Consider the following 26307-nt stretch of genomic DNA (forward strand, 5'->3'; position numbering starts at 1 on the left):
GGTTTAGTCCTGCCCAGTGTAGCCTAAGCTTTTTAAAGCGCGTGCGTTATCTGACCAGTTACTTTTAACCTTAACCCAGAGGTTAAGCATTACTTTGCTTTCAAAAGCTTTTTCCATATCTAGGCGAGCATCTCGACCAATCAGTTTTAACTGATTGCCCCTATCACCAATAATGATTTTTTTCTGACCTTCACGCTCAACCAGTATTAAAGCATGAATATGCAATACTTTACCCTGTTGCTTAAACTGCTCAATTTCAACGGTTGTTGAATAGGGCAGCTCTTCACCTAGTTGGCGCATAATTTTTTCTCTGACTAGCTCAGCAGCTAAAAAACGCAAACTGCGGTCAGTTACTTGGTCTTCAGGATAAAAGTGGGGGCCTTCGGGTAAGCGTTTTTGTATCTCATTAACTAGGCTGTTCACTTTTTTACCACTGAGTGCAGAAATAGGCACTAGGGCTGCAAAGTCATGTTTTTGACTAACTTCTTCTATAAAAGGCAAAAGCGTACTTTTATCTTCTAGCCAATCGACCTTGTTAATTACCAAAATAACTGGACACTTCAAGTAGATTAAACGCTCTAGTACCAACTGGTCTTCAGGCATCCATTTAGTACGGTCAATGACAAACACCACTAAATCAACGTCTCGCAAAGCCTGTTTTGCCGTATCATTCATATAGTGATTAATGGCTTTATCACGTGTACCTTCGGCAAGGTGCATACCAGGCGTATCAACATAAATGGTTTGTACTTCACCTTCAGTATGAATACCCATAATTTGGTGACGTGTTGTTTGTGGCTTTTTACAAGTAATGCTTATTTTTTGCCCTAAAATACGATTTAAAAGTGTAGATTTACCTACATTCGGGCGACCTACTAGGGCCACATAACCACAACGACTACTAGTCATTTAACCTTAACCTCCAATGCCTGCAAAACCTTTTCAGCGGCTTCTTGCTCGGCAAATCGACGACTAGAACCTATGCCTAGAGGTCGATAATCTAACTGATCTATCACACATTCAACTGTAAAAAGTTGTGCATGGGCTTCGCCTTCAACGTGTATAACATCATACTGGGGTAGGGGTAGTTGACGCGACTGAAGGTATTCTTGTAAACGTGTTTTGGGGTCTTTCTGAGTGTCATTTAAGCTCATCGCTTCTAGTCGCGAAGCAAACCAGCTTAAAATACGATTTTTAACTACTTCCATGCCTGCATCTAAATAGATAGCACCTATCACTGCTTCTAAAGCATCGGCAAGAATTGATTCTCGGCGGTATCCGCCACTTTTTAACTCACCAGAACCCATACGCAAGTAATCACCTAGCTTAAATTCTCTGGCTACTTCAGCTAGGGTGGTGCCTTTTACTTGACGAGCTCTAAGACGAGACAACTGCCCTTCTCTTGCTTGAGGAAAGCGTAGGTATAAGTCTTCAGCAATTACAAAATTAACGATAGAGTCGCCTAAAAACTCTAAGCGTTCGTTATTATTATTACCAAAACTACGGTGCGTAAGCGCCAGCTCTAATAAACTAGAGTCGCTAAAGGTATGGCCTAAAGCTTTGATTAGTGGTCGTAGGTTATCTTTCACTCGGATCACTCAATTAAACGAACATCACCAAACTTAGGTAAGCTTAGCAGTTTAGGCCAATGCATCCACACAGCAAAAGCACGCCCTACTAAATTTTCTTCAGGAACAAACCCCATAACCAAGGGTGCACCACGGTCATTAACGTAACCAGGAATAATTAAACAACCTGCTTCATTGCGTGGCTGACCCTGGCACCAAAAACGACTGTCATTACTATGGTCACGATTATCACCCATGACAAAATAGTAACCTTCAGGCACAGTTATTTCAGGAAAATTAAAAGTAGGCTGCGGATAGTTATAAACTGAATAGCTGGCCTCTGCCAAATTCTCTTGCCACAAATCTTCTTTGGGTGACTCTACAGGGCTTTTTTCTACAAGCTGTCGCTCTAAGGGTTGGCCATTAATTTGTAACTGACTATTGTGGTAACTAATTTTATCACCCGCAACGCCCACTACTCTTTTAATGTAGTTTAAACGCTCATCTAGCGGGTAACGAAACACTGCAACATCGCCTGGCGATGGGTCATCCATTGCTATAATTTTTTTATTAACTACCGGCAAACGCACACCATAGCTGAATTTATTAACCAGAATAAAATCACCTATTTTTAGGGTAGGCAACATTGACCCTGAAGGTATTTGAAAGGGTTCAAATAAAAAAGAACGTAAAATTAGTACCAGTGCTAAAACCGGAAAAAAAGAATTGGAATACTCAACCACTAGGCCAGGCTTTTTATCTTGAAAGCGACTGGCTGCTCGGCGTTTTTTTAATACCAGCTTATCTAGCAACCAAACCAACCCTGTTACAAAGGTTGCTAGAACCAAGATAAGTGAAAAATCTAGATGCATAAGTGAATTAATTCCTAGTTATCAACCTGCAATACAGCAAGGAAAGCATCCTGTGGAATTTCCACTCGACCGACTTGCTTCATACGCTTCTTACCGGCTTTTTGTTTTTCTAAAAGTTTCTTCTTACGACTAGCATCACCGCCATAACACTTAGCCAGAACGTTTTTACGCATTGCTTTTACGGTAGAGCGTGCAACTATTTGTCCACCCAAGGCAGCTTGAATAGCAACATCAAACATTTGCCTAGGTATTAGTTCCTTCATTTTTTCAACTAAACCGCGACCTTTGCTAACCGCTAAGTCGCTATGCACTATCAAAGCTAAAGCATCCACTTTTTCGCCATTGATCAGCACATCTAAACGAGCCAGCTTAGCTACTTCAAAACGATTAAAGCTGTATTCAAGTGAAGCAAAGCCGCGAGATACTGACTTCAAACGGTCGAAGAAATCTAATACTACTTCAGCTAATGGAATATCATAAACCAGTTGTACTTGGCTACCTAGGTAAAGCATATCTACCTGCATACCACGTTTTTCTGTACACAGAGTAATACAAGAACCCACCATTTCTTGTGGAGTTAAAATGGTACAGCGAGCGATAGGTTCACGCATTTCTGCAATGGCTGCAGGGTCTGGCATCAGTGTTGGGTTGTCTACTTTTATAACGTCGCCATTTTTTAAAACCACTTCGTAACTAACGGTGGGTGCAGTGGTGAGCAGGTCTAGATTATATTCGCGCTCTAAGCGCTCTTGAATAATCTCCATGTGCAGCATACCCAAAAATCCACAACGGAAACCAAAACCTAGTGCTTCTGAGCTGTCTGGCTCAAAAAATAGCGAAGCATCGTTTAATGAAAGCTTGTCTAGCGCATCACGAAAGTCTTCAAAGTCTTCAGCCGAAACTGGAAATAAACCAGCATAAACTTGTGGAGATACTTTTTTAAAGCCGGGCAGGTTTTCTACTTCGGGTGTTTTAGCATGGGTAATGGTGTCACCTACAGGCGCACCATGAATTTCTTTAATGCCTGATACCAGATAACCAACTTCACCTGCTTTTAAGCTACCTGTTTCTACTCGCTTAGGAGTAAATATACCTACACCTGTGGCATCCCAAGTTCTGCCAGTCGATTTAATAACTATCTTGTCGCCTTTGTTCAGCGTACCGTTTTTAATGCGTAACAGGGAAACAACACCTAGGTAGTTATCAAACCAAGAGTCAACTATTAAAGCCTGCAAAGGAGCATCTACTTCACCTTCGGGTGGTGGTATCTGCTTGATTAGCTGCTCTACTACATCTTGTATGCCTAAACCACTTTTAGCAGAGCAACGCACTGCATCGGTGGCATCTATGCCTATCACGTCTTCTATTTCTTTGGCGACACGTTCTGGATCAGCTTGAGGCAAATCCATTTTATTTAAGATAGGAACAACCTCTAAGCCTTGTTCAATTGCGGTATAGCAGTTAGCTACTGATTGAGCCTCAACCCCTTGCCCAGCATCCACAACTAATAAAGCGCCTTCACAGGCAGCTAAAGAGCGCGAAACTTCATAAGAGAAGTCTACGTGGCCAGGCGTATCAATAAAGTTAAGCTGATAATCTTCACCCTCTAAAGAGGTGTAATTAAGCGTAACGCTCTGCGCTTTAATAGTAATACCGCGTTCGCGCTCAAGATCCATAGAATCGAGCACTTGCATTTTCATTTCACGGTCGCTTAAACCTTCACAAAACTGGATAAAGCGGTCTGCAAGGGTGGATTTACCATGATCTATATGGGCGATAATAGAAAAGTTACGAATATGTTTAAGGCGCTTCACGTTCACCTACATCGAAATTCAGATAAATAAAAGAGAAGGTAATACGTCTAGCTAGGCTAAGGCGTATTACCCGAAAAAAGTGCGCTAAAGTTTACCTGATATGCTCTAGCAAAGAAATGCCACTAAATAAGTGTTAACTACTCATTAACGCGTAGCGCAACAAATATAGGGCTACCTCGTCTGACAAGTCTAACAGCTACAGTCTGACCTGTTGCTAGGTTTTCTACCAGCTTGGCAAATTGCTTAGGACTGACAATATCTTTTGAAGCGATAGAAACCAGCACATCGCCGCGACGTATTCCTGCAGCTGCCGCGGCTCCTTCAGGACTCACCTCTGCCACTTGAACACCGTTGCTAATTGACCACTTATCTTTTAAGCCAGCTGGTATTATTTCTACCTGCAAACCTAGCTTGCCGGCTAAAATAGGTTCAGATTCAGCTGCACTGTTTAAACCTAGCTGCATTTCATCTGGTCGCTCACCCACTTGAATGCTTAGGGTTTTACGCGAGCCATTACGCAGCACTAAAAACTTACCCTTGGCATTGGGGCGAATACGGCCCACTGCTGGTGGTAAATCTGAGGAAGTATTAATGGTTTGCTCATTAACCTGCAAAATAATATCGCCTGCCTTCAAACCACCTTTAGCACCTGGTCCATCTGGATCAACATTGGCAACTAGAGCACCTTGTGGTTTTTTTAATCCAAAAGACTCAGCTAAATCACGATTAACATCTTGAATAGCCACGCCTAACCAACCCCTACTCACTCGACCCTGGTCTTTTAACTGCTCAGCTACTTCTAAAGCAACCTGCATAGGGATAGCAAAAGACAAGCCCATAAAGCCACCTGAGCGAGTGTAAATTTGCGAGTTAATACCCACCACTTCGCCATCCAAGTTAAATAATGGCCCACCTGAATTACCAGGGTTAATGGCTACATCGGTTTGAATAAAAGGTACATAAGTTTCATTAGGTAGCGAGCGCCCTTTAGCACTCACTATGCCTGCTGTTACTGAGTGGTCAAAACCAAAAGGTGAACCTATAGCCAGCACCCATTCACCCACTTTTAATTGATCAGAATTACCCATCGTCACCAGCGGTAAGTCTTGAGCATCTATTTTTAAAAGTGCCAAGTCACTTGAAGCATCACTACCTACTAGCTCTGCAACTAATTCTCGCCTATCACTTAAGCGCACGACTATTTCATCTGCATTTTCTATCACATGGTTATTGGTTAAAATATAACCATCATCAGAAATTATAAAACCCGAACCTAGTGATTGTCGCTGTTGCTGAGAGGGTCCTTGTTCAAACCCTTCTGGTAGCTCACCAAAAAAGTGCCTGAAAATTTCGGGAACTTCCTGTGGAATACGCGTGGAACGTTTTTGAACTTTTTGCGTAGTACTAATATTGACCACTGCAGGCGCGGCTTTTTCTACCAGCTGAGTAAAGTCTGGCAAATTAGCTGCTGATACAAAAAAAGAGCAAGCAAGTAACAAGGTGGCTAATACTGCTTGTAAAGAAGCTCTTTTACTCAACATGAGTTAACTCCAAATTATTCTTAGCTTTGGTTGAAGGAAAGGGGGTGAGTTGTTTTATTAGTTCTAGCTGACTGGTGGCTGCTAGTTTTCTAGCCAAAAATAATCCACTAGCCAACCCAATAAGTGCTATAAAAAAAAGCAAGAGCCCAGAGGTAACACCTAAATACTCAGCCAGCAAAGCTGCTGCTAACAAGGTGAACAGAGGTAATAAAAATTGCAGTATTGCAGCTCGATTTAACTGAGCAGCATTGACACCCAGTAAAACTCGATCACCTGGCTGCAGGGAAGTTTCTGTAGATATAACAAGTTTGGGCGAGCGATTTAACAACCAGCGTGACAAAACACCCTGCCCACAGCCACCTGCTAAGCTACAGGAACCACACCCCTGAGATGCACAAGCTTTAACTTGCACTTGCCCTAGGCTTTGTTCTGCTATGACTTCTGCTTCTTGTGTTACCCAAGTCATGCTCTACTTCCTAGTTAGTTAACGCGATGAAACGGGTGTAAAACTTTGCTGCCTAGACTGAGGCGAGCTAACCAGAGGGGAATAGGCTTGAACCTTGTCACTACAAGGTTTGCGCTGCAATATTTCTACAGGAAAATCGATCGCTGTCACACCCGAAAAACTGGAATTTTGGCAATCAGATGCAACTTGGCTAGCCTGCATTAGCGGGCTAGTTATGGGAGGCGCAGCTTCTTGTGTTGCAAAAGCATTCGCTGGAGACTCACCTTCTTGGCTAAGATTATAAATTTGCGTACCTGTTATCACCAAAAGCGCAACTGAGGCAGCTAAGGCTCCACCACGCAACCACTGACCACGATCTTGGTTCTTGGGTAAAGTAGCAGTCTTGCTAGGCTCTACCACTGAAATAGGTTCTTCTGCTTGGCTTGAAGCGAAGCCTAGCTCACTAGCCGCTCCAGCATCTGTAAAGTTGAGGCTTTCATTTTCTAACTGCTGCATAACAGCTGCAGAAATATCCATTTGGGCTGTTTTGGGGTTTTGCTTACCACGCAACTCGCCGCGTAAAACACCTTGAGCTAAATGATAACGACGCCATTTATCGCTTAATGCTTGGCTGGTAGATGATGACGCCTGCATGGCATTAAGCAGGCGGGGCAGTTCTAAGTCATCACCTGCGCCATCCATAATAGAAGAAAGAGACTGGTACAGCTTGTCTGTCATGCCAGATACCTCATAAATAATAAACAATCCAACTTCAGCTTCTATCCTAGACAGTGGACAATCCATTTGGTTTTATCTAATTGCAAAAATTCCCATATATTTTTTGCGATTATTTTTCTGCTGTGTCTATTTTGCAACAGAGTTAGGGTCTAACAAGGGTGCTATTGCTTTATCTATAGCTTCACGCGCACGGAAAATACGCGACCTAACCGTACCTACCGGACACTGCATCACCTCAGCAATTTCGTCATAACTTAACCCTTCAAACTCGCGCAAACTAATGGCAGTTTTTAAATCATCGGGTAGCAAGTCTATCGTGGCAAAAATACGTTCCTCTAGCTCATCACGCATTAGGTTAGATTCAGGCGAATCGTTATCTCGCATACTCGCTACTAGGCTAAAGTTTTCTGCATCTTCAACATCTACATCGGTTCCAGGCGGACGACGACTTCTAGAAACCAAGTGGTTTTTAGCGGTATTTATCGCTATACGGTACATCCAAGTATAGAAAGCACTTTCTGCACGAAAATTACCAAGCGCTCGATAAGCTTTAATAAATGCTTCTTGAGCAACGTCTTGCTGCTCATGAGGGTCATTCACATACCGCCCTATCAGAGCAATAATTTTATGCTGATATTTTTTTACTAATAGATCAAAAGCACGTTTATCGCCCTTTTGTACACGTTCGACCAATCGCTGGTCTGTTTCCCTTGCGCTCGTCATTCAGGAACTCCAAGTTTAATACGCAAACCAATCGAAGGATCAAGACTTGCCAGACAGGCTAAAATAGATATACCTTAGCACGGCTAAGCCTTGTCAAGAAGCCCGAAGGCCATTGATCAACAAGCATTTATTATAAATTAGGACCCCTACCTTATGCCTGCTTCTCAACATTATGATGTTGTTATTATTGGTAGTGGCGCAGCAGGCATGACTGCTGCACTGCATCTAGCCAACACCCACAGGGTTGCTCTACTCAGTAAAGCTAGCCTTAACCAGGGCTCAACACGCTGGGCACAGGGCGGCATAGCAACAGTTGTCGACCCTGAAGACTCCCTAGAGGCACACATAGAAGACACTCTTATAGCCGGAGCAGGGCTCTGCCACCAAGACACGGTAGAGCTGGTAGTAAAAGAGAGCCGTAAAAGTATTCAGTGGCTTATAGATCAAGGCGTTCCCTTTACTCCTGCTGAAGAAACACTAGGCCCTCTCAACAAAACAGCGCCCTCCCCTCTGAACTACCATTTAACACGTGAGGGTGGACATAGTTTTCGGCGTATTCTACATGCAGATGACGCAACAGGCTTAGCTATTTCTGAAACCTTAACAGCCAGAGTTTTACAGCATAGCAACATCGATATTTTTGAAGACCACCTAGCAGTCGATTTAATTACCCGTCACAAGCTAGGTTTAGCAGAGCAAGCCTGCGTGGGTGCTTATGTTCTAGACACCCAACTAGGTAAGGTAAGGGCACTTGCTGCTAAAGCGGTTATTTTAGCCACTGGTGGCGCCAGCAAAGTTTATTTATATACATCCAACCCAGATGGCAGCTCTGGTGATGGTATTGCTATGGCTTGGCGTGCTGGCTGCTCTGTTGCCAATATGGAGTTTAATCAGTTTCACCCTACCTGCCTTTATCACCCTGCAGCTAAAAGCTTCTTAATTAGCGAAGCATTACGCGGCGAAGGTGCGCGCCTTACTCTACCCAATGGCGAACCCTTTATGCACCGTTTTGACGCTCGCTGTGAACTCGCACCTAGAGATGTGGTGGCTAGAGCCATAGACCATGAAATGAAGCGCCTAGGGTTAGACCATGTTTGTTTAGATATTTCACACCAAGATGCTGATTTTATTCGAGGGCATTTCCCCACCATTTACCAACGCTGCTTAGAACTGGGCATAGACATTACCCAAGAGCCACTTCCAGTGGTACCAGCTGCCCATTACACCTGTGGTGGCATACAAACCAGTGCCAAAGGGCAAACAAACCTTCCAGGCCTTTACGCCATAGGAGAGTGTGCCTTTACTGGCTTACATGGTGCTAACCGTATGGCTAGCAACTCACTTTTAGAGTGCGTTGTTTTTGGGCGGTTAGCCGCTGAAGACCTACTCACTAAGCTAGATAGCTTTAAAGAAGCACCTGAACTAGAAAGCTGGGATGAAAGCCAAGTGACTGACTCAGATGAAGACGTGGTTATTAGCCATAACTGGGATGAAATTCGTCGCTTTATGTGGGACTACGTGGGGATAGTTAGAACCGATAAGCGCTTAGAAAGAGCTCAGCATCGTATTAAACTTTTACAGTCTGAAATTCATGACTACTATTCTAATTACCGTATTTGCAGTGGCCTGTTAGAGTTACGCAACCTTGCCACCGTGGCCGAATTAATTATTCGCTCAGCACAACTAAGAAAAGAAAGCCGCGGCTTGCACTACACCCTAGATTATCCACAGGCAGCTGCCGAGGCGCGTGACACCTTACTTACGCCCGATAGCTGGTAATCAGTTTAATGCCAAGTGCGTAAAAAACAACGTAATTGATGGTGCTCTTTTGGGCTAAGTGAATCAGGCCAGAGCAACCAAGGCCAAGCGAACGGACCAGCAGGTTTAAAAACCAGAATAAAACGGCTAAATAAAACAGCAGGTGGCTGTAAAAGCTGCTGCTGCCCTCTAGCCAACTGCCAATAAAGCTCTTTATCTTTTAAGAGCAGAGCAACAGGGGCTGCTACGCCAAAAGCTTGGCGCCAACTCCACCAAGCATGTAACAGTAGAAGTGCAATAAACCCGTTGGCTAACCAAGAAGTGTGAGAAAGTAAAACAACTATTAGCCCCGTATAAACGAGCAGGAAAAATATTCTTCCTAGTTTAGAGACCTTTATATTGATCCAAACTGCCATTTTCTGCATGATCAATAATTGCTTGAATAATAGGCTGCAAACTAGGGTCGGTAGCTGGTTCGCGGCGCATCAGCCAAAGAAACAAATCTTGATCTTCTTCCTTTAGAAGCCGTTTATAATCAGACTGCAAAGCCTCTGAAAGCTGACTTAAGCAACCATCTAAAAAAGGCACTAGCATTAAATCTAACTCCCACATGCCACGGCGACTTTGCCAATACATGCGGTTACGCTCAGTTATTGCAGTTGTTGATTCAGGGGAAGCAGGGGTGGTATCTGTCATGTTGGCCTCAAAAGTCACTTTTACTATAAATTAATAAGCAAGCTCCAAGTTTAAGCGCAAATACTCAGTAAACCAAACACTTGTAGCTCTAACTAGCTAAATGCTTGTTTATAAGCTAGTTATTGTGTATTAAGTAAAAGGTAACTATGCTAGTTAATTCAAAAACCTAACACCCAGAGACGGAGTGAAAGGCGTGACTAAATCAGAACTTGTAGACCAAATCGCACTGCGTAAAAACAACCTAAGCTTAAAGCAGGTAGAATCAAGCGTTAAACTACTACTCGATTATATGACTGACACCCTAGCTACGGGCGGTCGAATAGAAATCAGAGGTTTTGGTAGCTTCTCTCTACACTACCGACAAGCACGCAAAGGCCGTAACCCTAAAACAGGTGAAAAAGTACACTTAACGGGCAAGTATGTTCCCCACTTCAAGCCTGGCAAAGAGTTACGCGAACAAGTAAATGCGAGCTAGTTGCTTTAAACACCAGGAAAAAGTATGAAATTAATTAAATCGCTTTTTAGCCTAGCACTACTTATAGCTTTATTGTTGCTAGGCATCTGGTTCACTTTGCGTAATCAGCAACCCGTTCCCTTAGACTTACTGTTTATAAAACTACCCGAAAACAGCCTTGCACTCTGGTTAATTCTTAGTCTCATTGTAGGGCTTAGTTTAGGACTAGTGCTTATGTTACCTTGGGTAGCTCGCTATAAAGCAAAATTACTCAGTAACCAACGCCTACTCAAACAACAGAAAGAAGAGCTTCATAAACTAAGAACACTTACTTTCAAAGCACCTGAATAACACCCGCTCACTAACGACAGACTGTTTATGCCACTGGAAATACTTTTATTTGCCCTACTCTTTTTGGCACTCGCCTTAGGTTGGTGGCTGGGTCGTAAAGAACGTCGTCGCCTTACTCCACCTCCGGGTACTTTAGGGGAGCTAAGTCATGATTACTTTGTTGGCTTAAACTACCTGCTTAACGAACAGCCAGATGAAGCCATAGAAACTTTCATTAAAGCACTAGAAGTTAACTCTGACACCATTGAAACGCATATTGCCCTAGGTAATCTGTTTCGTTCACGCGGCGAGTCAGATAAAGCCGTACGCGTACACCAAAATCTTTTTGCCCGCCCCAGCCTTACTAAAGAACAAGCAGCCCGAGTACAGCTAGAGTTAGCTAGAGACTTTATGGCTGCAGGCTTGCTAGACCGAGCTGAACGCCTACTAAGCGAATTAACAGGCTTAAATAATGCCACAGGGAAAGCCAGCCAATTACTACTGGTGGACCTATACGAAAGAGAAAAAGAATGGCAAAAAGCCATACATACCATTTCTCCTTCCATGCTAAAAGAAAACCATCATCTAAAAAAAGCCGCTGCTCACTATGCTTGTGAACTAGCAGCAATACAGCTAGGCCAAAAAAACTTTGCGCCCGCACGCAAGCTATTAAAGCAAGCCACCGCTTTTGATGCTGCCTGCATTAGAGCAACCCTGCTTATGGCACAACTTGAATTACAAAGCGGCAGCGCCAAGGCTGCAATACGCATACTGCTTCGCCTACCTGAGCAAGATCCCAATTACATACCTGTTATGTTGCAAACGCTAGTAGATGCCTACCAGCTTCTTGACCAGCCCAAAGAACTGGTTAGTACACTAGAAAAACTACTCGCTGAACATAACTACACTTCAGTGATGATTCACCTAGCAGAAGTATTAAGAAAGAAAGGCAGGCACCAAGAGGCATTAGAGAAAGTGGACCATTACATGCTTAGGCAGGGTTCGCTTAAAGGTGTTGATTACTTAATTAATCTTTACTTAGATCAGGCGCGTGGTGATGAACGCGCCCACCTGCTAACCCTCAGAAACCTAACCAGCCAACTGTTAGAAAAAAAGCCAGAACATCAATGCAATAACTGCGGCTTCGCAAGCAAACAGCTCTATTGGCAATGCCCCAAGTGCAGAGAATGGGGCAGTATTAAGCCAATTATTGGGGTAGAAGGTGAATAATAGCTTCTAGCGCCTGGTTAGGTTCTTTGGCCTGAGTAATCGGTCGACCAATAACCAAATGGGTGCTACCTGCTGTCATGGCAGCTTCAGGAGTCATAATCCTTTGCTGATCATCTGTACTGCTAGTGGCAGGCCTTATTCCAGGTGTTACCTTCAAAAAAGCTTTACCTAGCTTCTCTTCAAGCAAACTGGCTTCCTGTGCTGAGCAAACTACACCATCTAAACCCGCCTGATGGGTAAGCTGTGCTAAGTTTAACACCTGCTGCTCTAAGGAACGCTCAACACCTAGCTCTTGTAAGTCAGCCTGCGACATACTCGTTAAAACCGTAACAGCAATTAGTTGAGTTTTTAAACTGTGCTTAACTAAATTTTCTTTGGCTGCCTGCATCATACGTAGCCCACCACTGGCATGTACATTCACCATCCATACACCCTGATCTGCAGCCGCTAAAACAGCTTGAGCGCAGGTATTAGGAATATCGTGGTATTTAAGGTCTAAAAAAACCTCAAACCCACGTTGATGCAAAGCAGTAAGAATACTCGGCCCTGCACGGGTAAAAAGCTCTTTACCCACCTTCACTCTGCAAAGCTTAGAGTCAAGCTGATCAGCTAAAACCAAAGCCTGTTCGGCGGAAGGAAAATCGAGTGCAACAATAATTGGGCTCACATAGGTCTCCATTAAAATCTGCAAAAAAAGTAGAGAAACCTAACTAATAGATTAACTCTTGAGTCGAATCAAAAAACAAGGTCGTTCTGCAACATTTCTCTGCTAGCTGAAGCCGTATTTGACTTCTAGTCTAAAGAAGTCAGTTTAGCAAAAACTGGCACTTTCAAAAATGAATCGAGAGGAATTAAAGATGCAGGGAAATTCTATCAAATTCAAAGGCCTTCTTTGTGCTTTATTGCTACTTATAACTTTTAGTGGCAGTGGTTTAGCCAGTGGACAAGCCACCTCAGCCAGTCAAGAGCAAGCAACCATTCAACAATCAGCTGCTCGCATTAATATCAATCAAGCAACAGCAGAACAGCTCAGTAGCTTACCGGGTATAGGGCCTGCTAAGGCAGAAGCCATTATACTAACGCGAGAAAAGCAGGGTAGGTTTACTAGCACTCAAGAACTACAAGCCGTTAAAGGCATAGGTGAAAAAACTGCTGCAAAGTTAAAGCCATTAATTAGTTTTTAAAAACTAAAAAAAGCTCACCTCAGAATTTGAAGTGAGCTTTTATACTTCTGCTGACTAGTAGTAAAGCTTAGATGCGCAAAGCACCATCACACTCTACAACACGGCCTGAGAAGTAATCATTCTCTACTATATAGCGAACAGTGTGCGCAATTTCATCTGGCTGACCTAAGCGCTTCAAAGGAATACCAGCAGTAATTTTACCTAGCACTTCTTCTGGCATAGCCGAAACCATATCGGTAGCTACAAAACCTGGGGCAATTGCGCCAGTACGAATACCGTAGCGAGCAAGCTCTTTAGCCCAAGTAACCGTCATAGCCACCACAGCAGCTTTAGCAGCTGCATAGTTAGACTGACCCATATTACCAGCGCGAGAAATAGAAGAGATATTAATGATAACGCCCTGGCTACCTAGCTTAATCATCTGCGCTGCCGCTTCACGGCCACATAAAAATACGCCAGTTAAGTTAACATCAATAACCTGCTGCCAGTTAGAAAGGCTCATTTTACCGGTTACTTCACCATTTTTAGCTTTCACTAATAGGCCATCACGGGTAATACCCGCATTATTGACCAACACATCTAGCTTGCCAAAATCTTTACCTATCTGTTCAAAAGTGCTTTCAACAACGACTTCATCAGCAACGTTAGCTAAGTAATAATGGCCATCACCACCCGCTTTTCTAACCAAGTCTAGTGTCGCTTTTAGCTTGTCTTCATCTAGGTCGATCAGTGCTAACTTAGCACCCTGGGTAGCTAAATTAAGCGCCATCGCTTGACCTAAACCCTGCGCACCACCAGTAATTGCAATCACTGCTTCCTTAACTTGCATAAATCACCTCGATCATTTTTAGAATAATAAAAAACTTAGCCTATACTTACATTTCCTAACCAATATAACGCATCATCTCGCAGTTGCGAAATAGAAAAGCGAAACTTATTGAAAATAATTGACTGAAGCGTCATTTTCAAGAAATGTGACCCACCCACTTGAAGATCAACCTAAGCGTCACCACTTCTTACTTACAACCTTCAAAACAAGGCTTAAAAAATGCCATTACTCTTCTTTTTATTAGTTTGGCCCTTAGCAGAAATTTGGCTAATGATCCAAGTTGGTCAGCAAACCGGGGCTTTTTCTACTGTTCTACTTATTGTTGCCACTGCAGTCTTAGGTCTGGTGTTAGTGCAGTTAGAATGGCAACGCTTAATGCTGGCTATGCGCGACAAGATGAATAAGGGTGAAGCAACCCTAGGCGTTGTCTTAGAAACAGCCGCTGTTGGTTTAGCGGGTGTATTGTTATTTATACCCGGTTTTATTTCAGATTTTTTAGGGCTATTGCTACTCCTTCCCTTAACCCGCCAATTTCTTATTCGCCCCTTGAAAAAAAGAGGGCAAGGCACCACTTATCAAGAGCGCCAGAGTTATTACTACACATCCAGTAATAAAACTCAGCAGCGAGAAAACTTAGATGGTTCTGGACAAGTGCTTGAAGGAGAATACCAAAGAAAAGATGACCAAGAGACTTGAAATTTTTTTCTACATCCCCATTTAAAGTTAGCAACATAATTTCTGCTTGTTCTTTTCCAAGAGCAAGCAATCCGGCTAGCCGGAAAGGCAAGTAAAACAAGCAAAATGCTTAAACAATAAGTTGACCAATCAGGAGACATTCAGCAATGAAAATCCGTCCTTTGCACGATCGCGTAGTCGTTCGTCGTATGGAAGAAGAAACCACCACCCCTGGCGGCATTGTTTTGCCAGGCAGTGCAAAAGAAAAGCCTCAGCAAGGTGAAGTTGTTGCTATAGGTGAAGGTCGTTTTGTTGATGGTCAGCTGCGTCCTCTGTCAGTTAAGGCCGGTGATAAGGTCATTTTTGGCAGCTACGCAGGCAGCACTATCAAAATTGATGGTGAAGAACTACTGATCCTGAACGAAAGCGAAATTTTCGGTGTACTAGAAGGCTAAGCGCTTTCTTACCAACACCCCTATATCTATCCAATACAGTTATTTAAGAACAGGAAACGAAAATGGCAGCTAAAGATGTACGTTTCGGTGATGACGCGCGTAAACGCATGGTTACCGGTGTTAATATTCTAGCCGATGCAGTAAAAACCACCCTAGGCCCTAAAGGTCGTAATGTTGTTTTAGACAAATCTTACGGTTCACCAACTGTAACTAAAGATGGTGTATCGGTAGCGCGTGAAATCGAACTAAAAGAAAAGTTCGAAAACATGGGCGCACAAATGGTTAAAGAAGTGGCTTCTAAAGCTTCAGATGAAGCAGGTGACGGTACTACAACAGCAACTGTTCTAGCCCAAGCGATAGTCAACGAAGGCTTCAAGGTAGTAACTGCGGGTATGAACCCTATGGACCTTAAGCGCGGTATCGATAAAGCCGTTACCGTAGCCGTTGAAGAAATTAAAAAACTAGCTAAGCCTTGCACAGACACCAAATCAATTGCCCAAGTAGGTACTATTTCTGCCAATGGCGATACACGCATTGGTGAAATCATTGCTAACGCTATGGAAAAAGTGGGTAAAGAAGGTGTAATTACCGTTGATGAAGGTCGCGGTTTTGAAGATGAGCTAGAAGTGGTTGAAGGTATGCAGTTCGACCGTGGCTACATCTCACCTTACTTTGTAAACAACCAGGATAATATGTCTGCCGAAATGGAAGAGCCCTATATCCTGCTAGTTGACAAAAAAATCTCTAACATCCGTGAACTACTGCCAGTGCTAGAAGCTACTGCAAAAAGCAGCAAGCCTTTGCTAATTATCGCTGAAGACATTGAAGGCGAAGCTATGGCAACGCTAGTTGTTAACAGCATGCGCGGCATTGTTAAAGTAGCTGCAGCTAAAGCACCAGGCTTTGGCGATCGTCGTAAAGCTATGCTACAAGACATCGCTATTCTAACTAACGCTACGGTTATTTCTGAAGAAGTTGGCCTAAACCTAGAAGATGCAACCCTTGATCACCTAGGTACAGCTAAGCGTGCAGTGCTAACTAAAGAATCAACTACCATCATTGATGGAACCGGTAGCCAAGACGATATCGAAGCGCGTGTTAAGCAAATTCGTGCACAAATGGAAGACACCACTTCTGACTACGACCGTGAAAAGCTACAAGAGCGCCTAGCTAAACTAGCTGGTGGTGTTGCGGTTATTCGCATTGGTGCTGCTTCTGAAATTGAAATGAAAGAGAAGAAAGCCCGCGTAGAAGACGCTCTACACTCAACGCGTGCAGCAGTAGAAGAAGGTGTTGTACCTGGTGGTGGTACTGCTTTAATTCGCATTCTTGCAGCCGTTCAAGCTGTTAAAGGCGACAACGAAGATCAAAACCACGGTATTGCTATTGCACTACGTGCAATGGAAGCACCTCTGCGTCAAATCGTTACCAACGCTGGTGAAGAAGCTTCTGTGGTGGTTGCTAAAGTTAAAGAAGGTACCGGCAACTTTGGTTACAACGCACAAACTAGCCAGTATGGCGACTTGATTGAAATGGGTGTACTAGACCCAGCTAAAGTAACGCGTACTGCGCTACAATCAGCTGCTTCTGTGGGTGGTCTAATGATTACTACAGAATGTATGGTTGCAGACAACCCTGAAGAGCAAGCCGCTGGTGGTGGTATGCCTGATATGGGTGGCATGGGCGGTATGGGTGGCATGGGCGGTATGATGTAATCCGTTTTGACCCTAGCATGACCCGCGCTAAGCGCTAAAACAAAACCCCGACTTAAAAATCGGGGTTTTTTTATACCCATTTATTCAATCATCTAGCATCACTAAATGCCGATTATTTTCTGGATGATAATAAGCCGTTAACTCTGCTTTATAAACGCTGGAAATACGCTGCAAGTTTAAAACTTCAGTAGGTTTTCCTAAAGCTTGCACCTTACCTTTATCTAACATCAATAAACGATCGGAAAAAACACTAGCTAGGTTTAAATCATGCAGCACGCACACTAAACTCCAGTTGTGCTGTTTAACCAGCTTTTTAAGGTTACGTAACACCTGCTGTTGTTGGCCTAAATCTTGTGCTGACATGGGTTCGTCTAACAACAACAAAGCGTTGGGTACTTGCCAAATTTGCGCTAAAACTCTAGCTAACTGCACCCTTTGCTGTTCACCACCGGAAAGGCGGGTAATTTTACGCCCCAATAATTCATAAGCACCAGCGGCTTGCATCGCCTCGGCTACAATAGGAGAATCAGCCGTATCATCGCCCCAAGCATACCGTCCTAGCGCTACCACCTCTTGGGTTAAAAAATCAAAACTTAATGGAGTCGATTGCTCCATACGCGAACGGCAGCGTGCTAATTCAGCAGCAGGCCAAGCATTTAATGGTCTGTTTGCAACCAATACTTCACCGCTGCTGGGCTGTAATTCTCCGGTTAACAAACCTAAAAGGGTTGATTTTCCTGCACCATTGGGGCCACAAACGGCTAAAATTTCACCTGAGTTAAGGTCTAAGCTCATCGGCTGTAAGCGCCAACTATCTGGTTTACCTAAACTAACTTCTTTAACGGTAAGCACTGGCTGTTTAGCGGTTGTTTGCGTCATACATCACCTCTGTTACGCCCACGCGCTAACATCCATAAAAAATAAGGGCCGCCAATTAAACTGGTTAACAAACCTACAGGAATTTCCGCAGGGGCTGCTAAACTTCTAGCCAAAGCATCGGCAAGTAGCAATAAAATAGCACCACCCAAAGCCGAGGCTGGCAATAAAAGCCGATGACCTGGGCCTAAAAGCATCCGTAGCAAATGTGGAATCATCAAGCCTAAAAAGCCAATAATGCCAGCCAAAGCCACGCTAACGCCTACCGTTAAAGCTGTGCCTAGCACCACTTTTTGGCGTAGTTTTTTAGCATCTAAACCACTGTCGGCGGCAGCTAAATCGCCCAGTTGCAAAACATCTAGCTGTTTACGAACCGATAGCAATAAAAACAAACCGGGCAGCATTACCAAAGCACCCACGGCAAGTTCGCTGCCACGCACAAAACCCAAACCACCCATGCCCCATAAACTCATTTGGCGCAGCTGTTGGTCATCGGCAACGTAGCTAAGCAAACCATTAAAAGCGCCCGCTAAGGTATTAATGGCTAAACCTGCTAACAACAGCCACAGCATATTGCCCTGCCCATTTTGCCCTAAGCGAAAAATTAACCAACAGGTTAACCAACCGCCGACACAGGCAATTAACATTTGCCCTTGCCAAGTCCAAGCATCTGGCAAAAATGCCGCTACAGGAAACACAATCCATAAGCCAACTGCCAAACTTGCACCGCTAGAAACCCCTAATAAACCTGGGTCTGCCAAGGGGTTGCGAAATAACCCTTGCATGGCTGCACCTGCCAACGCCAAGCCGCTGCCAACCAACATAGCCAACAACAAGCGTGGCAAGCGAATGGCTGTCCAAATTTGCCAGTCATAACTTGTCATGCCGCCAGTAATAAACTGCCAAGGCCCTAAAGCTAAAGTGCCGGTTTGTGAAGCAATTAATAAGGCTAGCAATAAAGCGCTACCCAATAAAGTTAAAGCCCGTGTCGCAGGTTTTAAACCTAATAACCAAGTCATGGTGTTCATTGCCTAGCCGCAGTATTAACTTTTTTAGCTGAAGAATGCAGTTCTAATAGCGCAGCGTGTAATGCCAATACCGACTCTGCTGTTCTGGGGCCAAAGCCTAGAAAAGCTAAATCATCAACCACGACTAGCTGGTTATTCTTGGCGGCTGGGGTTTGCTGTAAACCGGGTAGTTGCCACACTTTTTCTTTACCACCTAAAGCTGCTAAACCGGCTTGGGTTAAAATCAAAGTACTTGGTTGGGCGGCAATAATGCCTTCGGTACTAATCGGGCGATAACCTTTAACGCCTTGAATGGCATTCTTTAAACCAGCCAACTGCATCAGTGAATCAGCACTCGAACCCTGCCCTGCGACCATCGGCGCACCCATACCCGCATGGCTTAAAATAAACACGCCTTTTAGCTGTTTAAAGGGCATTAGCTGGGTAAGTTGTTCACGTTGTTTGGCTAAAGCTGCTAATAAAGGTTTGGCTTCTTTTTCTAAATTAAGTGCTTCAGCCACAGCGTTCACTTTTAAATCAACACCGTCTAAATCTTGCTGGTAAGGAATACGCGCTACTTTAATGCCTGCCGCTTCAAGCCTTTCTGCTAAAGGCGCAGGGCGTGCCGCATCGCTTAATAGCACTAGATCCGGTTTAAACGACAAAATCCCCTCTAAGGAAAGCTGGCGTAAATAACCCACATCTGGCAAGTCATTAGCGATTTCTGGAAACATGCTGGTGGTGTCTCTGGCAATCAGGCGATCACCCGCGCCCAAGGCATATACAATTTCTGTAACATCACCCCCTAAGCTAATGACACGCTGTTTAGAAGAACCAGCGTCAGCAAGGCTTGTTAAAGGCAATAGAAAGAGAAACCCAGCCATTAGCTGGGTAAATAATTTATTCATAGCAAATCCCTCTGCTTTATTTCACGCTAGTATTTACACTAGGCAAATGGGTTAATAACTCTGTCCAAGCTGCTTGCTCAGGGCCATTCTCTTCACGTTTTGCATACATTTGCAGCAATAAAGTACCAAACTTATCAAATACTTCTAAACTAGTTACCCAGCCACTAGACTGCGGCTTACGCGTTACAAAAGCCCTAAAAAAACTGTCAGGATTGGCATGCAGAGTAAAATTTTCTTCAAAAATATTTAACCAGCCACGCATTGGTTTAATGCCTTGCGTTTTACCTGTATAAATTTGTACGCAGCCACGACTACCCACAAAAATCATGATTTCCATTTTTTGCTCAGCCGTTGCGTCCACCACCTGCTGAAAAGCATCCACAGAAACTTCACGACTTAAATCTTCTGGTACTGCTTGTACAGCAGAAAAGCGAGTAATACGGTGACGGCGTATCAAACTAAAAAATTGATGCACATCTTTCATCTGCCGCCATTCCTCAGCCACTTGGTTAGGGCTAACAGGTGCAGGATGAGCTACAGGTTCTGCGGGCGTAAAACTAGGCAAAGCTGCAGTTTTATCAGTAATCGCTTGCTCATTCACCAACTGCTGCCAAGCGGCCAAATCGGTTTCTTCTAGAGAAAAGATTTTATGTACAGCACTACCATGCTTATCAAAGAACTGTAGACTTAAACGCTTACCTTTGGCAGTTTCTTCTTCAATTGCACAACCCCAATGCCAATGTCCCATAAACAAGCGCAGGTCTAAACCGCCGATATCTAAGAATATACCCGCCGCATGTTGACCAGCCTCACCTAACTGAGGTTTAGGATAAATTCCCTTATATTCATTAACTACGCCCTGGTTACGAGTTAGTGCTAATACTCGACCTAAACTTGGCAAAGCTTTTAAAACAGCCAGAATATCTTTTAAAGGCCAAACTTTTTCACGCCCAACACGGCAGGCCTGAAGCGCTCCCTCACTAGAATCTAATAAAGCAGCCCAATCCACCATAAAACCTGGTGCTTCAGATTCACGTAATTGTTGTAAGGAAGAAAAAAGAATGGCTTGCTCATCTTGAGCGTCCAGAGTCATATTCATTGCATCTACTCCAAGGGTTGCAGAAAAACTGACGTGCTGGCTGCCTTGGAAAGTAGTAGTTATACCTGGGTGGCTTGCACACTATAATTCCAACAATGTTACTTAAACACTTTCGCAGATGTCAATCATTATAATTAAGTGTTGACAATCATTTAACATCAATTATCATTCACTACGTCAGCCAGCCACGTCCCTTCTTATTTTCATTTCGTTAAGGAACTGCCAGCCAGCAATTTATTTATTTCTGTGCTTAGGGAGTTTTTTAATGAGTCGCTGTAATTTTAGCTGCTTAGCTTTATTGGGTCTGACTTTAACGGCTACACATCTGCATGCAGATTCTCAAAACGAATCTACTGACCCTCTCATTAAAGTAACTCAGTTAGACAGCATCCTAGTGACTGGAACTCGCACTGAAAGAGCTTTAGCTGATGTTCCAGTACGTACTCAAGTTGTGACTGCTGCTGACATTCAAAAAACTCACGCTAAAGATTTACAAGAGGCTTTACAGCATGTACCTGGCCTACAATTGCGCCCAATTCACGGTAAAACGGGTTCTGGTGTTTGGCTGCAAGGTATCGATGCAAACCGTGTACTTATTCTAGTTGACGGCAATCCTATTTCTGCCAGCACTGGCTCAGCGGTGGATACTAGCCAAATAGCAGTAACTGATATTGAGCGCATTGAAATCATTAAAGGTGCTGCTTCAGCTATGTACGGCACTTCCGCAATGGGTGGCGTGGTTAACATTATTACCCATCAACACAAAAAACCTGTTGCCGCATCCATAACTGCCAGCGGCGGTAGTTGGGGCGACCAAGACCTTAAAGATAACCCTTTAGCGCAACGGCATTTAAAAGGCCAAATAGCATTAAACAATGAAGCCTGGAGCTTTAATTTAATGGCTGACGCTCGTGACCAAGACGGCTGGACAGCAACACCTAACAGCCTTAGCAACCAGGGCTACGTTGGTCACAAACTCAACCTTGCTAGCCAAATTCAATACCGCTTTACACCCAATTTAAAGCTCACTCTTTCACCACGCATTTATCAAGAAGACCTAACCAATGGACAAAGTGAATTTGCACCAGGTATAGGCAATATAAAAGTAAACAAAAAAGAACAAACCACCACACTGCATTTAGGTGCAAAGCTGGAAATGGGCAGCAAAGATGCATTTAACTGGTCTATTAATGCATTAGCAGAAAATTTTGAAGGTGAAACCGCTCAAGATAAACCCGCAACTCAACTAGTTGACCAACAGCGTAATACTGATATGAACCAACAGCTGTTGACCCTGCAATTTAACTACCCTACTGGTAACCACAAGCTATCTTTTGGTGGCCAAGTATCACAGGAAAGTATGGATGTAGTTCAGTACAAACGCACAAGCAACAGCACCGAGCGCCTAATTGAAGTTGATGATGCCACAGCTAAAACCCAAGAACTGTTTATGCAAGACAGCTGGTTTGTAGGTGAGCACCTAGAGCTGTTACCTGGCTTTCGTGTGCACAGGGATAAAGAAGCCGGTACACATTTATCCCCCATGATGAATGCCATGTTCTTTAATACCCTAGCCAGTGGCGACCGTATTAACTTGCGTTTAGGCGTAGGCAATGGCTATCGGGTCCCCAATTTAAAAGAACGTTTTTTTGTATTCGACCATAGCCAGTTTGGCTATAAAGTGATGGGTAACCCAGGTTTAGATCCTGAAAGCTCTATAAGTTACCAAGCAGGTATTGAATGGTTAAAAGCATCCAATAATGCACGAATAGAGTTAAGCGCCTTTCGTAATGACATTACTGACCTAATTGAATCTGACCAAGATTTTGCAGAATCAGCCGCACAAAATTTACAAATTTTTCGTTACCAAAATTTTGAAAAAGCTCGCACTCAAGGTGTTGAGTTAGTTGCATTCACACCGCTAGCTTACGGATTAAGCTTTAATTTAGGTTATACCTGGATGCAAGCCACCGACCGCATAACTGGTAACGACCTGCCCAGCCGCCCAGAACATTTAGTTAAATTAGGCTTAGATTGGCAAACACCACTGAAGGGATTACTGCTAACGGCAAAAGCCAAACATGAGTCCCAACAATTCACAGACAGTAACAACACCAATAAAACACCCGCCTTTACTGTTTTAGATTTAAAAGCCAACTACAGCTTTGCTTCTCACTGGCGAATTTTTAGTGGTGTAAACAACGCCACCAATATCCAAAAAGATTTCACTCAAGCAGATAACCGCCCCGAAGAAGGACGATTTATCTACCTAGGCATGGGTTGGGAATACTAAAACCTAGCAACTGATGTACTCCACCTTAATCAATAAGAGGCAATAACTATGCAACGTAAAACCCAAAGTTCATTAAAATTCAACAAAAAGCCCTTGGCTATTAGTCTAGCCCTATTGCTGCTTGCAGGTGGTCTGCAAGGTTGTAACAGCTCATCAGATGATGACAAGGATTCGTCTAATAATGGTTCAACACCGCCAGCCACTAGCTCAGCTAATTTAGCAACCCTAGATGCAACCAAAGCCAAAGCCCGTATTGATCTTGCTACAGGTAAGGTTGTTGCAGAAGAAGAGCCATGGCAGGTTGCTTATCAAAAATACATTGGTTTTAGTCTTAAAACAGGGGTCAAAGCTTGTTTAGCGCACGAAATAACCACGCTTTACGATGCAGACAGCAAACCAATTGAAGCAGAGTTTAATAAACTTAATAAAGATAATACATTAGCCAGTTTTAATGCGGTGGATATTAACAATACTGATATTTGTACGCCGGTAGCAGACACAGTAAACCCTCAAATTTCAAGTGATGCTTGGTGGACTTATAACCCAGACCCAGCAGCAGCTGGCAAAGTTACGGTTCATACCGATACTAGCAATGGTTGGATTTTAAAATCGGCTGATGGCCAAGCTTATGCACGCATTAAATTTACTGAATTTGCGACTCGCCAATACACCATGAAAATGAATGTTGAACAATGGAGTGGCAGCAACTTTGAACCTGCTGTATCAACCCCCGATTTAGATTTTAGCAGCAGTGCTGTTTATTGGGATTTAGAAACCAATAGCGTCTCCGCGACAGATAATGGTGATTGGGAACTGAAATTTTCTAAACAAGGCCGTGATATTTTAATTCAAGTCAACGGTGGTGCTTCAGGCAAAGGGCAAGCGGGCGTGGCTGGTAAAGACGGTGCATTGCAAGTGGCTTCTGTTGATGATGTAACTGACCCCACCAACACCGCACAGGTTTACAAATATTTTGCCGACAGTGCCGAAGGTGCATTTACTAAACCAGGTGACTTTGGCCCCTTAGAATACGGCGTAGGCGAAGGTAACCATGATATGTGGCCTACTTTTGCAACTTATTTAATTGAAGATAACAGCAATTTTTATAAAATGCAGGTGATTAGTAATAAAGGTGAAAGTGGTTCAGACCCTTCAGCAACACTGGTTATTCGTTACGATGAAGCCAAAGCCAAATAAAGCTAGCCTAGTTTTACCAGCCAAAAGAACAGCTTAAACTAAAAGGGCAGAGTCAAAATAACTGACTCTGCGCTTTTATTTATAAAACCAATAAGCTGAGTTTAAGCAAAGCGCTTGTTTAAATACTCAATAATATCATTCGACTCATACATCCAACGCACCTTGCCTTCTTCTTCAATACGCAAACAGGGTACTTTTACACGACCGCCCTGCTCTTGTAATTCTTGGCGAAACTGTGGATTATTTTTTGCATCACGCAGTGCGATATCAATATTCAAACCATGCATTGCACGGCGCACTTTCACGCAAAAAGGACAGGCTTTAAACTGGTATAAAGCTAACACCTTAGCTGCTTCATCTACCGCTGCTTGCTCCTCTGTACTACGCTGCTTTTTTTTGGGGCGCGTTAACCAATCAACAAAAATAATTAACTGACCCAAACCATTACGCAAACCTTTAACAATCATTGCCTTCCTCTTTAACTATTAACTAATCAACTAGTTTTTCAACACTCTTACTCCATTAAGAGTGACTCGCAAGCCAGTCTACTTTACTTTGTTTGGAATAACACAATTTACCTTATGGCCAGACTTGGTAAGACAGCAAAGGCTCACTCTAGTTAGCACTAATACTTTCAGCTATCTAATTAGATGCTCATAACGCTGGTCTGTTAAAGCTTTTAGAAATTCGATTAAATCTTGTTTATCTTGCTTAGATAAGGCTGGCATCATTAACTCAGCAAAATGAATGTGTTCAGGAAAACTTGTTGTACCCCAAGGCTTATCTGTTTCAGGGTTAATTAAGTTCGATGAGTTGTTAGGGCGACTCCTAAAGTTATAAAACTCTAGCACTGTGTCTAATTCAGCAAATACGCCATTGTGCATATAAGGCCCAGTAACTGCCACATTGCGTAAGCTAGGCGTTTTAAATGCACCTTTATCTAAGCCAGCATCTTTAGCTGTTATCCCAGTTAAGTCTTGTACAAGCAAGTTGACTGGCGCACCCACATTTTTATACAGATAGTTGGTAAACATTTCTTCAGGTGCTGTTAGGTTTCTATCAAGTGTATGGCAGTTAATGCAGCTAGATAGACTAGGAGTATAAAAAATGTCTTTGCCTCGCTCTTCAGCGGGTGTTAATTGATAGCTACCTGCTAACCAACGATCATATTTTGAATCAAAACTAGCAAAGCTTTCTTCACTCTGCCAACTAGCTAAACTGCTGGTTAAAGCGTTATAAGCTTGCTCAGTCGTAGCAAAAACTTCATCACCAAAAACCTGTTTAAAGCTTTGTGTATAAAAGCTTTTTTCTTGCAACCTAAGAATGACAGCTTCTTTACTTGGCATATTCATTTCAACAGGGTTGAGTAGTGGCTGCCCAGCTTGTGCTTGCAAACTAGCAGCTCGCCCATCATGAAAAAAACCACCCTCAACTTCAGCACCACTAGTTAAGTTAAAACTAGGTGTTAAGTAGGCATAAGTTAAGGCAGGCGCATTACGCTGCCCTAAACTTACACCGTCATCACCCAGTGAAACAGCACCTTTAGCTGAGTTGGGGCGCGTATCAATAAAAGCCTGCTTTGCATTGTGGCAACTAGCACAAGACTGGCTTCTATTCAGCGATAAATTAGGGTCATTAAATAAATAGAAGCCTAACGTTTGCTTACTACTAACTGCTTCACTAGGCAGTAAAAATGCATCATCTTGCGTTGAGCCTTTTTCTTTAGAGTGACTGCTAGGGTTGCTGTTAGAGTCACAACCTGCCAACAAGAAGCCAAAAAGTACCAAGCCTAGTGAAGCCTTCAGCTGTTTTGACATTGCTCATGCCTTTCCTATCAATTCATTAATATCAAAAAACCATAACGTATAAATCCTAGCCCACTCTAATCTATTTGATTATC

At 43.3% G+C, this 26307-nt stretch carries 28 protein-coding genes; 10 read left to right on the forward strand and 18 right to left on the reverse strand.

Annotation, left to right across the window (positions count from 1 at the left end):
• Positions 1 to 3: 3 nt before the first annotated feature.
• The 8 genes from era to rpoE form a co-directional block, all read right to left on the reverse strand.
• Positions 4 to 909 (reverse strand): GTPase Era, encoded by a 906-nt coding sequence (gene era / locus BP27_RS0101960; protein ID WP_027850112.1) that lies wholly within the window; start codon positions 907 to 909, stop codon positions 4 to 6.
• Positions 906 to 1589, reverse strand: a complete 684-nt coding sequence (gene rnc, locus BP27_RS0101965) for a ribonuclease III (RefSeq protein WP_027850113.1) — start codon at positions 1587 to 1589, stop codon at positions 906 to 908. The genes era and rnc overlap by 4 nt, the downstream gene beginning before the upstream one ends.
• Before the next feature lie 5 nt (positions 1590 to 1594).
• Positions 1595 to 2440: a signal peptidase I gene (gene lepB, locus BP27_RS0101970; protein WP_027850114.1), complete on the reverse strand. Its 846-nt coding sequence runs from the start codon at positions 2438 to 2440 to the stop codon at positions 1595 to 1597.
• A 14-nt stretch (positions 2441 to 2454) separates the two neighbouring features.
• The gene (gene lepA, locus BP27_RS0101975) at positions 2455 to 4254 is read right to left on the reverse strand and encodes a translation elongation factor 4 (protein WP_027850115.1); all 1800 of its coding nucleotides are present in this window, start codon (positions 4252 to 4254) and stop codon (positions 2455 to 2457) included.
• Between the two features lie 137 nt (positions 4255 to 4391).
• The gene (locus tag BP27_RS0101980; RefSeq protein ID WP_027850116.1) at positions 4392 to 5795 is read right to left on the reverse strand and encodes a DegQ family serine endoprotease; all 1404 of its coding nucleotides are present in this window, start codon (positions 5793 to 5795) and stop codon (positions 4392 to 4394) included.
• The gene (locus BP27_RS16630; RefSeq protein WP_051610140.1) at positions 5785 to 6261 is read right to left on the reverse strand and encodes a SoxR reducing system RseC family protein; all 477 of its coding nucleotides are present in this window, start codon (positions 6259 to 6261) and stop codon (positions 5785 to 5787) included. Before BP27_RS16630 ends, BP27_RS0101980 begins: the two co-directional genes overlap by 11 nt.
• Before the next feature lie 18 nt (positions 6262 to 6279).
• Entirely contained in the window at positions 6280 to 6978 is a 699-nt protein-coding gene (locus tag BP27_RS0101990) for a sigma-E factor negative regulatory protein (protein ID WP_027850117.1), read from the reverse strand.
• Between the two features lie 126 nt (positions 6979 to 7104).
• Positions 7105 to 7701, reverse strand: a complete 597-nt coding sequence (rpoE, locus tag BP27_RS0101995; protein ID WP_027850118.1) for an RNA polymerase sigma factor RpoE — start codon at positions 7699 to 7701, stop codon at positions 7105 to 7107.
• A 153-nt stretch (positions 7702 to 7854) separates the two neighbouring features.
• On the opposite strand from rpoE, the gene nadB reads away from it, so the two are divergent.
• Positions 7855 to 9480 (forward strand): L-aspartate oxidase, encoded by a 1626-nt coding sequence (gene nadB, locus BP27_RS0102000; RefSeq protein WP_027850119.1) that lies wholly within the window; start codon positions 7855 to 7857, stop codon positions 9478 to 9480.
• A 5-nt stretch (positions 9481 to 9485) separates the two neighbouring features.
• Here the strand turns inward: nadB and BP27_RS0102005 are convergent, their stop codons facing one another.
• Both BP27_RS0102005 and BP27_RS0102010 read right to left on the reverse strand, forming a co-directional pair.
• The gene (locus BP27_RS0102005; RefSeq protein ID WP_150112008.1) at positions 9486 to 9884 is read right to left on the reverse strand and encodes a protein YgfX; all 399 of its coding nucleotides are present in this window, start codon (positions 9882 to 9884) and stop codon (positions 9486 to 9488) included.
• Positions 9844 to 10155, reverse strand: coding sequence for an FAD assembly factor SdhE (locus BP27_RS0102010; protein WP_036239138.1), 312 nt, complete (start codon positions 10153 to 10155; stop codon positions 9844 to 9846). The genes BP27_RS0102005 and BP27_RS0102010 overlap by 41 nt, the downstream gene beginning before the upstream one ends.
• 193 nt (positions 10156 to 10348) lie before the next feature.
• Here BP27_RS0102010 and BP27_RS0102015 point away from each other — a divergent pair, with 193 nt between their 5' ends.
• From BP27_RS0102015 to lapB, 3 genes are read left to right on the forward strand one after another with little or no spacing between them, the layout of a single operon-like run.
• Positions 10349 to 10630, forward strand: a complete 282-nt coding sequence (locus BP27_RS0102015; protein WP_027850122.1) for an integration host factor subunit beta — start codon at positions 10349 to 10351, stop codon at positions 10628 to 10630.
• A gap of 24 nt (positions 10631 to 10654) precedes the next feature.
• Positions 10655 to 10960, forward strand: coding sequence for a LapA family protein (locus tag BP27_RS0102020; RefSeq protein WP_027850123.1), 306 nt, complete (start codon positions 10655 to 10657; stop codon positions 10958 to 10960).
• A 27-nt stretch (positions 10961 to 10987) separates the two neighbouring features.
• On the forward strand, positions 10988 to 12169 hold the full coding sequence (gene lapB, locus BP27_RS0102025) for a lipopolysaccharide assembly protein LapB (protein ID WP_027850124.1): 1182 nt from the start codon (positions 10988 to 10990) through the stop codon (positions 12167 to 12169).
• On the opposite strand, the gene pyrF is transcribed toward lapB, so the two are convergent.
• Positions 12147 to 12848 (reverse strand): orotidine-5'-phosphate decarboxylase, encoded by a 702-nt coding sequence (gene pyrF / locus BP27_RS0102030; protein WP_027850125.1) that lies wholly within the window; start codon positions 12846 to 12848, stop codon positions 12147 to 12149. The genes lapB and pyrF overlap by 23 nt on opposite strands.
• A gap of 178 nt (positions 12849 to 13026) precedes the next feature.
• Between pyrF and BP27_RS0102035 the strand changes: the two genes are divergently transcribed.
• On the forward strand, positions 13027 to 13353 hold the full coding sequence (locus BP27_RS0102035) for a ComEA family DNA-binding protein (RefSeq protein ID WP_036239109.1): 327 nt from the start codon (positions 13027 to 13029) through the stop codon (positions 13351 to 13353).
• A 67-nt stretch (positions 13354 to 13420) separates the two neighbouring features.
• On the opposite strand, the gene BP27_RS0102040 is transcribed toward BP27_RS0102035, so the two are convergent.
• The gene (locus BP27_RS0102040; RefSeq protein WP_027850127.1) at positions 13421 to 14182 is read right to left on the reverse strand and encodes an SDR family oxidoreductase; all 762 of its coding nucleotides are present in this window, start codon (positions 14180 to 14182) and stop codon (positions 13421 to 13423) included.
• Between the two features lie 219 nt (positions 14183 to 14401).
• Here BP27_RS0102040 and BP27_RS14900 point away from each other — a divergent pair, with 219 nt between their 5' ends.
• The 3 genes from BP27_RS14900 to groL all read left to right on the forward strand — a co-directional run bounded on the left by BP27_RS14900 (position 14402) and on the right by groL (position 17027).
• A complete protein-coding gene (locus BP27_RS14900) occupies positions 14402 to 14878 on the forward strand; it encodes an FxsA family protein (protein ID WP_051610146.1) in 477 nt (158 codons plus the stop codon).
• Between the two features lie 146 nt (positions 14879 to 15024).
• On the forward strand, positions 15025 to 15312 hold the full coding sequence (locus BP27_RS0102050) for a co-chaperone GroES (protein ID WP_027850128.1): 288 nt from the start codon (positions 15025 to 15027) through the stop codon (positions 15310 to 15312).
• Between the two features lie 62 nt (positions 15313 to 15374).
• Positions 15375 to 17027 carry a chaperonin GroEL gene (gene groL, locus BP27_RS0102055; RefSeq protein ID WP_027850129.1) on the forward strand — a complete coding sequence of 551 codons (1653 nt, stop codon included), beginning with the start codon at positions 15375 to 15377 and terminating at the stop codon, positions 17025 to 17027.
• Between the two features lie 84 nt (positions 17028 to 17111).
• Here the strand turns inward: groL and BP27_RS14905 are convergent, their stop codons facing one another.
• From BP27_RS14905 to BP27_RS0102075, 4 genes are read right to left on the reverse strand one after another with little or no spacing between them, the layout of a single operon-like run.
• Positions 17112 to 17906, reverse strand: a complete 795-nt coding sequence (locus BP27_RS14905) for a heme ABC transporter ATP-binding protein (protein WP_036239111.1) — start codon at positions 17904 to 17906, stop codon at positions 17112 to 17114.
• Positions 17903 to 18922 carry a FecCD family ABC transporter permease gene (locus BP27_RS0102065; RefSeq protein ID WP_211251266.1) on the reverse strand — a complete coding sequence of 340 codons (1020 nt, stop codon included), beginning with the start codon at positions 18920 to 18922 and terminating at the stop codon, positions 17903 to 17905. Before BP27_RS0102065 ends, BP27_RS14905 begins: the two co-directional genes overlap by 4 nt.
• A gap of 5 nt (positions 18923 to 18927) precedes the next feature.
• Entirely contained in the window at positions 18928 to 19818 is an 891-nt protein-coding gene (locus tag BP27_RS14910) for a heme/hemin ABC transporter substrate-binding protein (protein WP_211251267.1), read from the reverse strand.
• A 16-nt stretch (positions 19819 to 19834) separates the two neighbouring features.
• The gene (locus tag BP27_RS0102075) at positions 19835 to 20917 is read right to left on the reverse strand and encodes a hemin-degrading factor (RefSeq protein WP_051610148.1); all 1083 of its coding nucleotides are present in this window, start codon (positions 20915 to 20917) and stop codon (positions 19835 to 19837) included.
• Between the two features lie 265 nt (positions 20918 to 21182).
• On the opposite strand from BP27_RS0102075, the gene BP27_RS0102080 reads away from it, so the two are divergent.
• Both BP27_RS0102080 and BP27_RS0102085 read left to right on the forward strand, forming a co-directional pair.
• Positions 21183 to 23210 carry a TonB-dependent receptor plug domain-containing protein gene (locus BP27_RS0102080; protein WP_027850132.1) on the forward strand — a complete coding sequence of 676 codons (2028 nt, stop codon included), beginning with the start codon at positions 21183 to 21185 and terminating at the stop codon, positions 23208 to 23210.
• A 48-nt stretch (positions 23211 to 23258) separates the two neighbouring features.
• Positions 23259 to 24407: an HmuY family protein gene (locus BP27_RS0102085; protein ID WP_027850133.1), complete on the forward strand. Its 1149-nt coding sequence runs from the start codon at positions 23259 to 23261 to the stop codon at positions 24405 to 24407.
• Positions 24408 to 24508: 101 nt separating this feature from the next.
• On the opposite strand, the gene BP27_RS0102090 is transcribed toward BP27_RS0102085, so the two are convergent.
• On the reverse strand, positions 24509 to 24874 hold the full coding sequence (locus BP27_RS0102090; RefSeq protein ID WP_027850134.1) for a glutaredoxin domain-containing protein: 366 nt from the start codon (positions 24872 to 24874) through the stop codon (positions 24509 to 24511).
• Positions 24875 to 25045: 171 nt separating this feature from the next.
• Positions 25046 to 26224 (reverse strand): cytochrome-c peroxidase, encoded by a 1179-nt coding sequence (locus tag BP27_RS14915; RefSeq protein WP_051610150.1) that lies wholly within the window; start codon positions 26222 to 26224, stop codon positions 25046 to 25048.
• Positions 26225 to 26307: the final 83 nt, after the last annotated feature.

It is taken from the genome of Marinospirillum insulare DSM 21763 (assembly GCF_000686905.1).
In the GTDB taxonomy this organism is placed as follows: domain Bacteria; phylum Pseudomonadota; class Gammaproteobacteria; order Pseudomonadales; family Halomonadaceae; genus Marinospirillum; species Marinospirillum insulare.

Excerpts from the sequence above, each read along its gene's own strand:
- BP27_RS0102050 (WP_027850128.1), top strand. The coding sequence starts at position 15,025 with ATGAAAATCCGTCCTTTGCACGATCGCGTAGTCGTTCGTCGTATGGAA.
- rpoE (WP_027850118.1), bottom strand. The coding sequence starts at position 7,701 with ATGACGAGCGCAAGGGAAACAGACCAGCGATTGGTCGAACGTGTACAA.
- lepB (WP_027850114.1), bottom strand. The coding sequence starts at position 2,440 with ATGCATCTAGATTTTTCACTTATCTTGGTTCTAGCAACCTTTGTAACA.
- era (WP_027850112.1), bottom strand. The coding sequence starts at position 909 with ATGACTAGTAGTCGTTGTGGTTATGTGGCCCTAGTAGGTCGCCCGAAT.
- BP27_RS0102085 (WP_027850133.1), top strand. The coding sequence starts at position 23,259 with ATGCAACGTAAAACCCAAAGTTCATTAAAATTCAACAAAAAGCCCTTG.
- BP27_RS0101980 (WP_027850116.1), bottom strand. The coding sequence starts at position 5,795 with ATGTTGAGTAAAAGAGCTTCTTTACAAGCAGTATTAGCCACCTTGTTA.
- BP27_RS16630 (WP_051610140.1), bottom strand. The coding sequence starts at position 6,261 with ATGACTTGGGTAACACAAGAAGCAGAAGTCATAGCAGAACAAAGCCTA.
- BP27_RS14915 (WP_051610150.1), bottom strand. The coding sequence starts at position 26,224 with ATGTCAAAACAGCTGAAGGCTTCACTAGGCTTGGTACTTTTTGGCTTC.
- BP27_RS0102065 (WP_211251266.1), bottom strand. The coding sequence starts at position 18,922 with ATGACTTGGTTATTAGGTTTAAAACCTGCGACACGGGCTTTAACTTTA.
- groL (WP_027850129.1), top strand. The coding sequence starts at position 15,375 with ATGGCAGCTAAAGATGTACGTTTCGGTGATGACGCGCGTAAACGCATG.
- BP27_RS0102010 (WP_036239138.1), bottom strand. The coding sequence starts at position 10,155 with ATGACAGATACCACCCCTGCTTCCCCTGAATCAACAACTGCAATAACT.
- BP27_RS0102035 (WP_036239109.1), top strand. The coding sequence starts at position 13,027 with ATGCAGGGAAATTCTATCAAATTCAAAGGCCTTCTTTGTGCTTTATTG.
- BP27_RS0102090 (WP_027850134.1), bottom strand. The coding sequence starts at position 24,874 with ATGATTGTTAAAGGTTTGCGTAATGGTTTGGGTCAGTTAATTATTTTT.
- BP27_RS0102080 (WP_027850132.1), top strand. The coding sequence starts at position 21,183 with ATGAGTCGCTGTAATTTTAGCTGCTTAGCTTTATTGGGTCTGACTTTA.
- BP27_RS0102040 (WP_027850127.1), bottom strand. The coding sequence starts at position 14,182 with ATGCAAGTTAAGGAAGCAGTGATTGCAATTACTGGTGGTGCGCAGGGT.
- BP27_RS0102020 (WP_027850123.1), top strand. The coding sequence starts at position 10,655 with ATGAAATTAATTAAATCGCTTTTTAGCCTAGCACTACTTATAGCTTTA.
- BP27_RS14900 (WP_051610146.1), top strand. The coding sequence starts at position 14,402 with ATGCCATTACTCTTCTTTTTATTAGTTTGGCCCTTAGCAGAAATTTGG.
- BP27_RS0102005 (WP_150112008.1), bottom strand. The coding sequence starts at position 9,884 with ATGCAGAAAATGGCAGTTTGGATCAATATAAAGGTCTCTAAACTAGGA.
- lapB (WP_027850124.1), top strand. The coding sequence starts at position 10,988 with ATGCCACTGGAAATACTTTTATTTGCCCTACTCTTTTTGGCACTCGCC.
- pyrF (WP_027850125.1), bottom strand. The coding sequence starts at position 12,848 with ATGGAGACCTATGTGAGCCCAATTATTGTTGCACTCGATTTTCCTTCC.
- BP27_RS0102075 (WP_051610148.1), bottom strand. The coding sequence starts at position 20,917 with ATGAATATGACTCTGGACGCTCAAGATGAGCAAGCCATTCTTTTTTCT.
- BP27_RS0101990 (WP_027850117.1), bottom strand. The coding sequence starts at position 6,978 with ATGACAGACAAGCTGTACCAGTCTCTTTCTTCTATTATGGATGGCGCA.
- BP27_RS14905 (WP_036239111.1), bottom strand. The coding sequence starts at position 17,906 with ATGACGCAAACAACCGCTAAACAGCCAGTGCTTACCGTTAAAGAAGTT.
- nadB (WP_027850119.1), top strand. The coding sequence starts at position 7,855 with ATGCCTGCTTCTCAACATTATGATGTTGTTATTATTGGTAGTGGCGCA.
- BP27_RS14910 (WP_211251267.1), bottom strand. The coding sequence starts at position 19,818 with ATGAATAAATTATTTACCCAGCTAATGGCTGGGTTTCTCTTTCTATTG.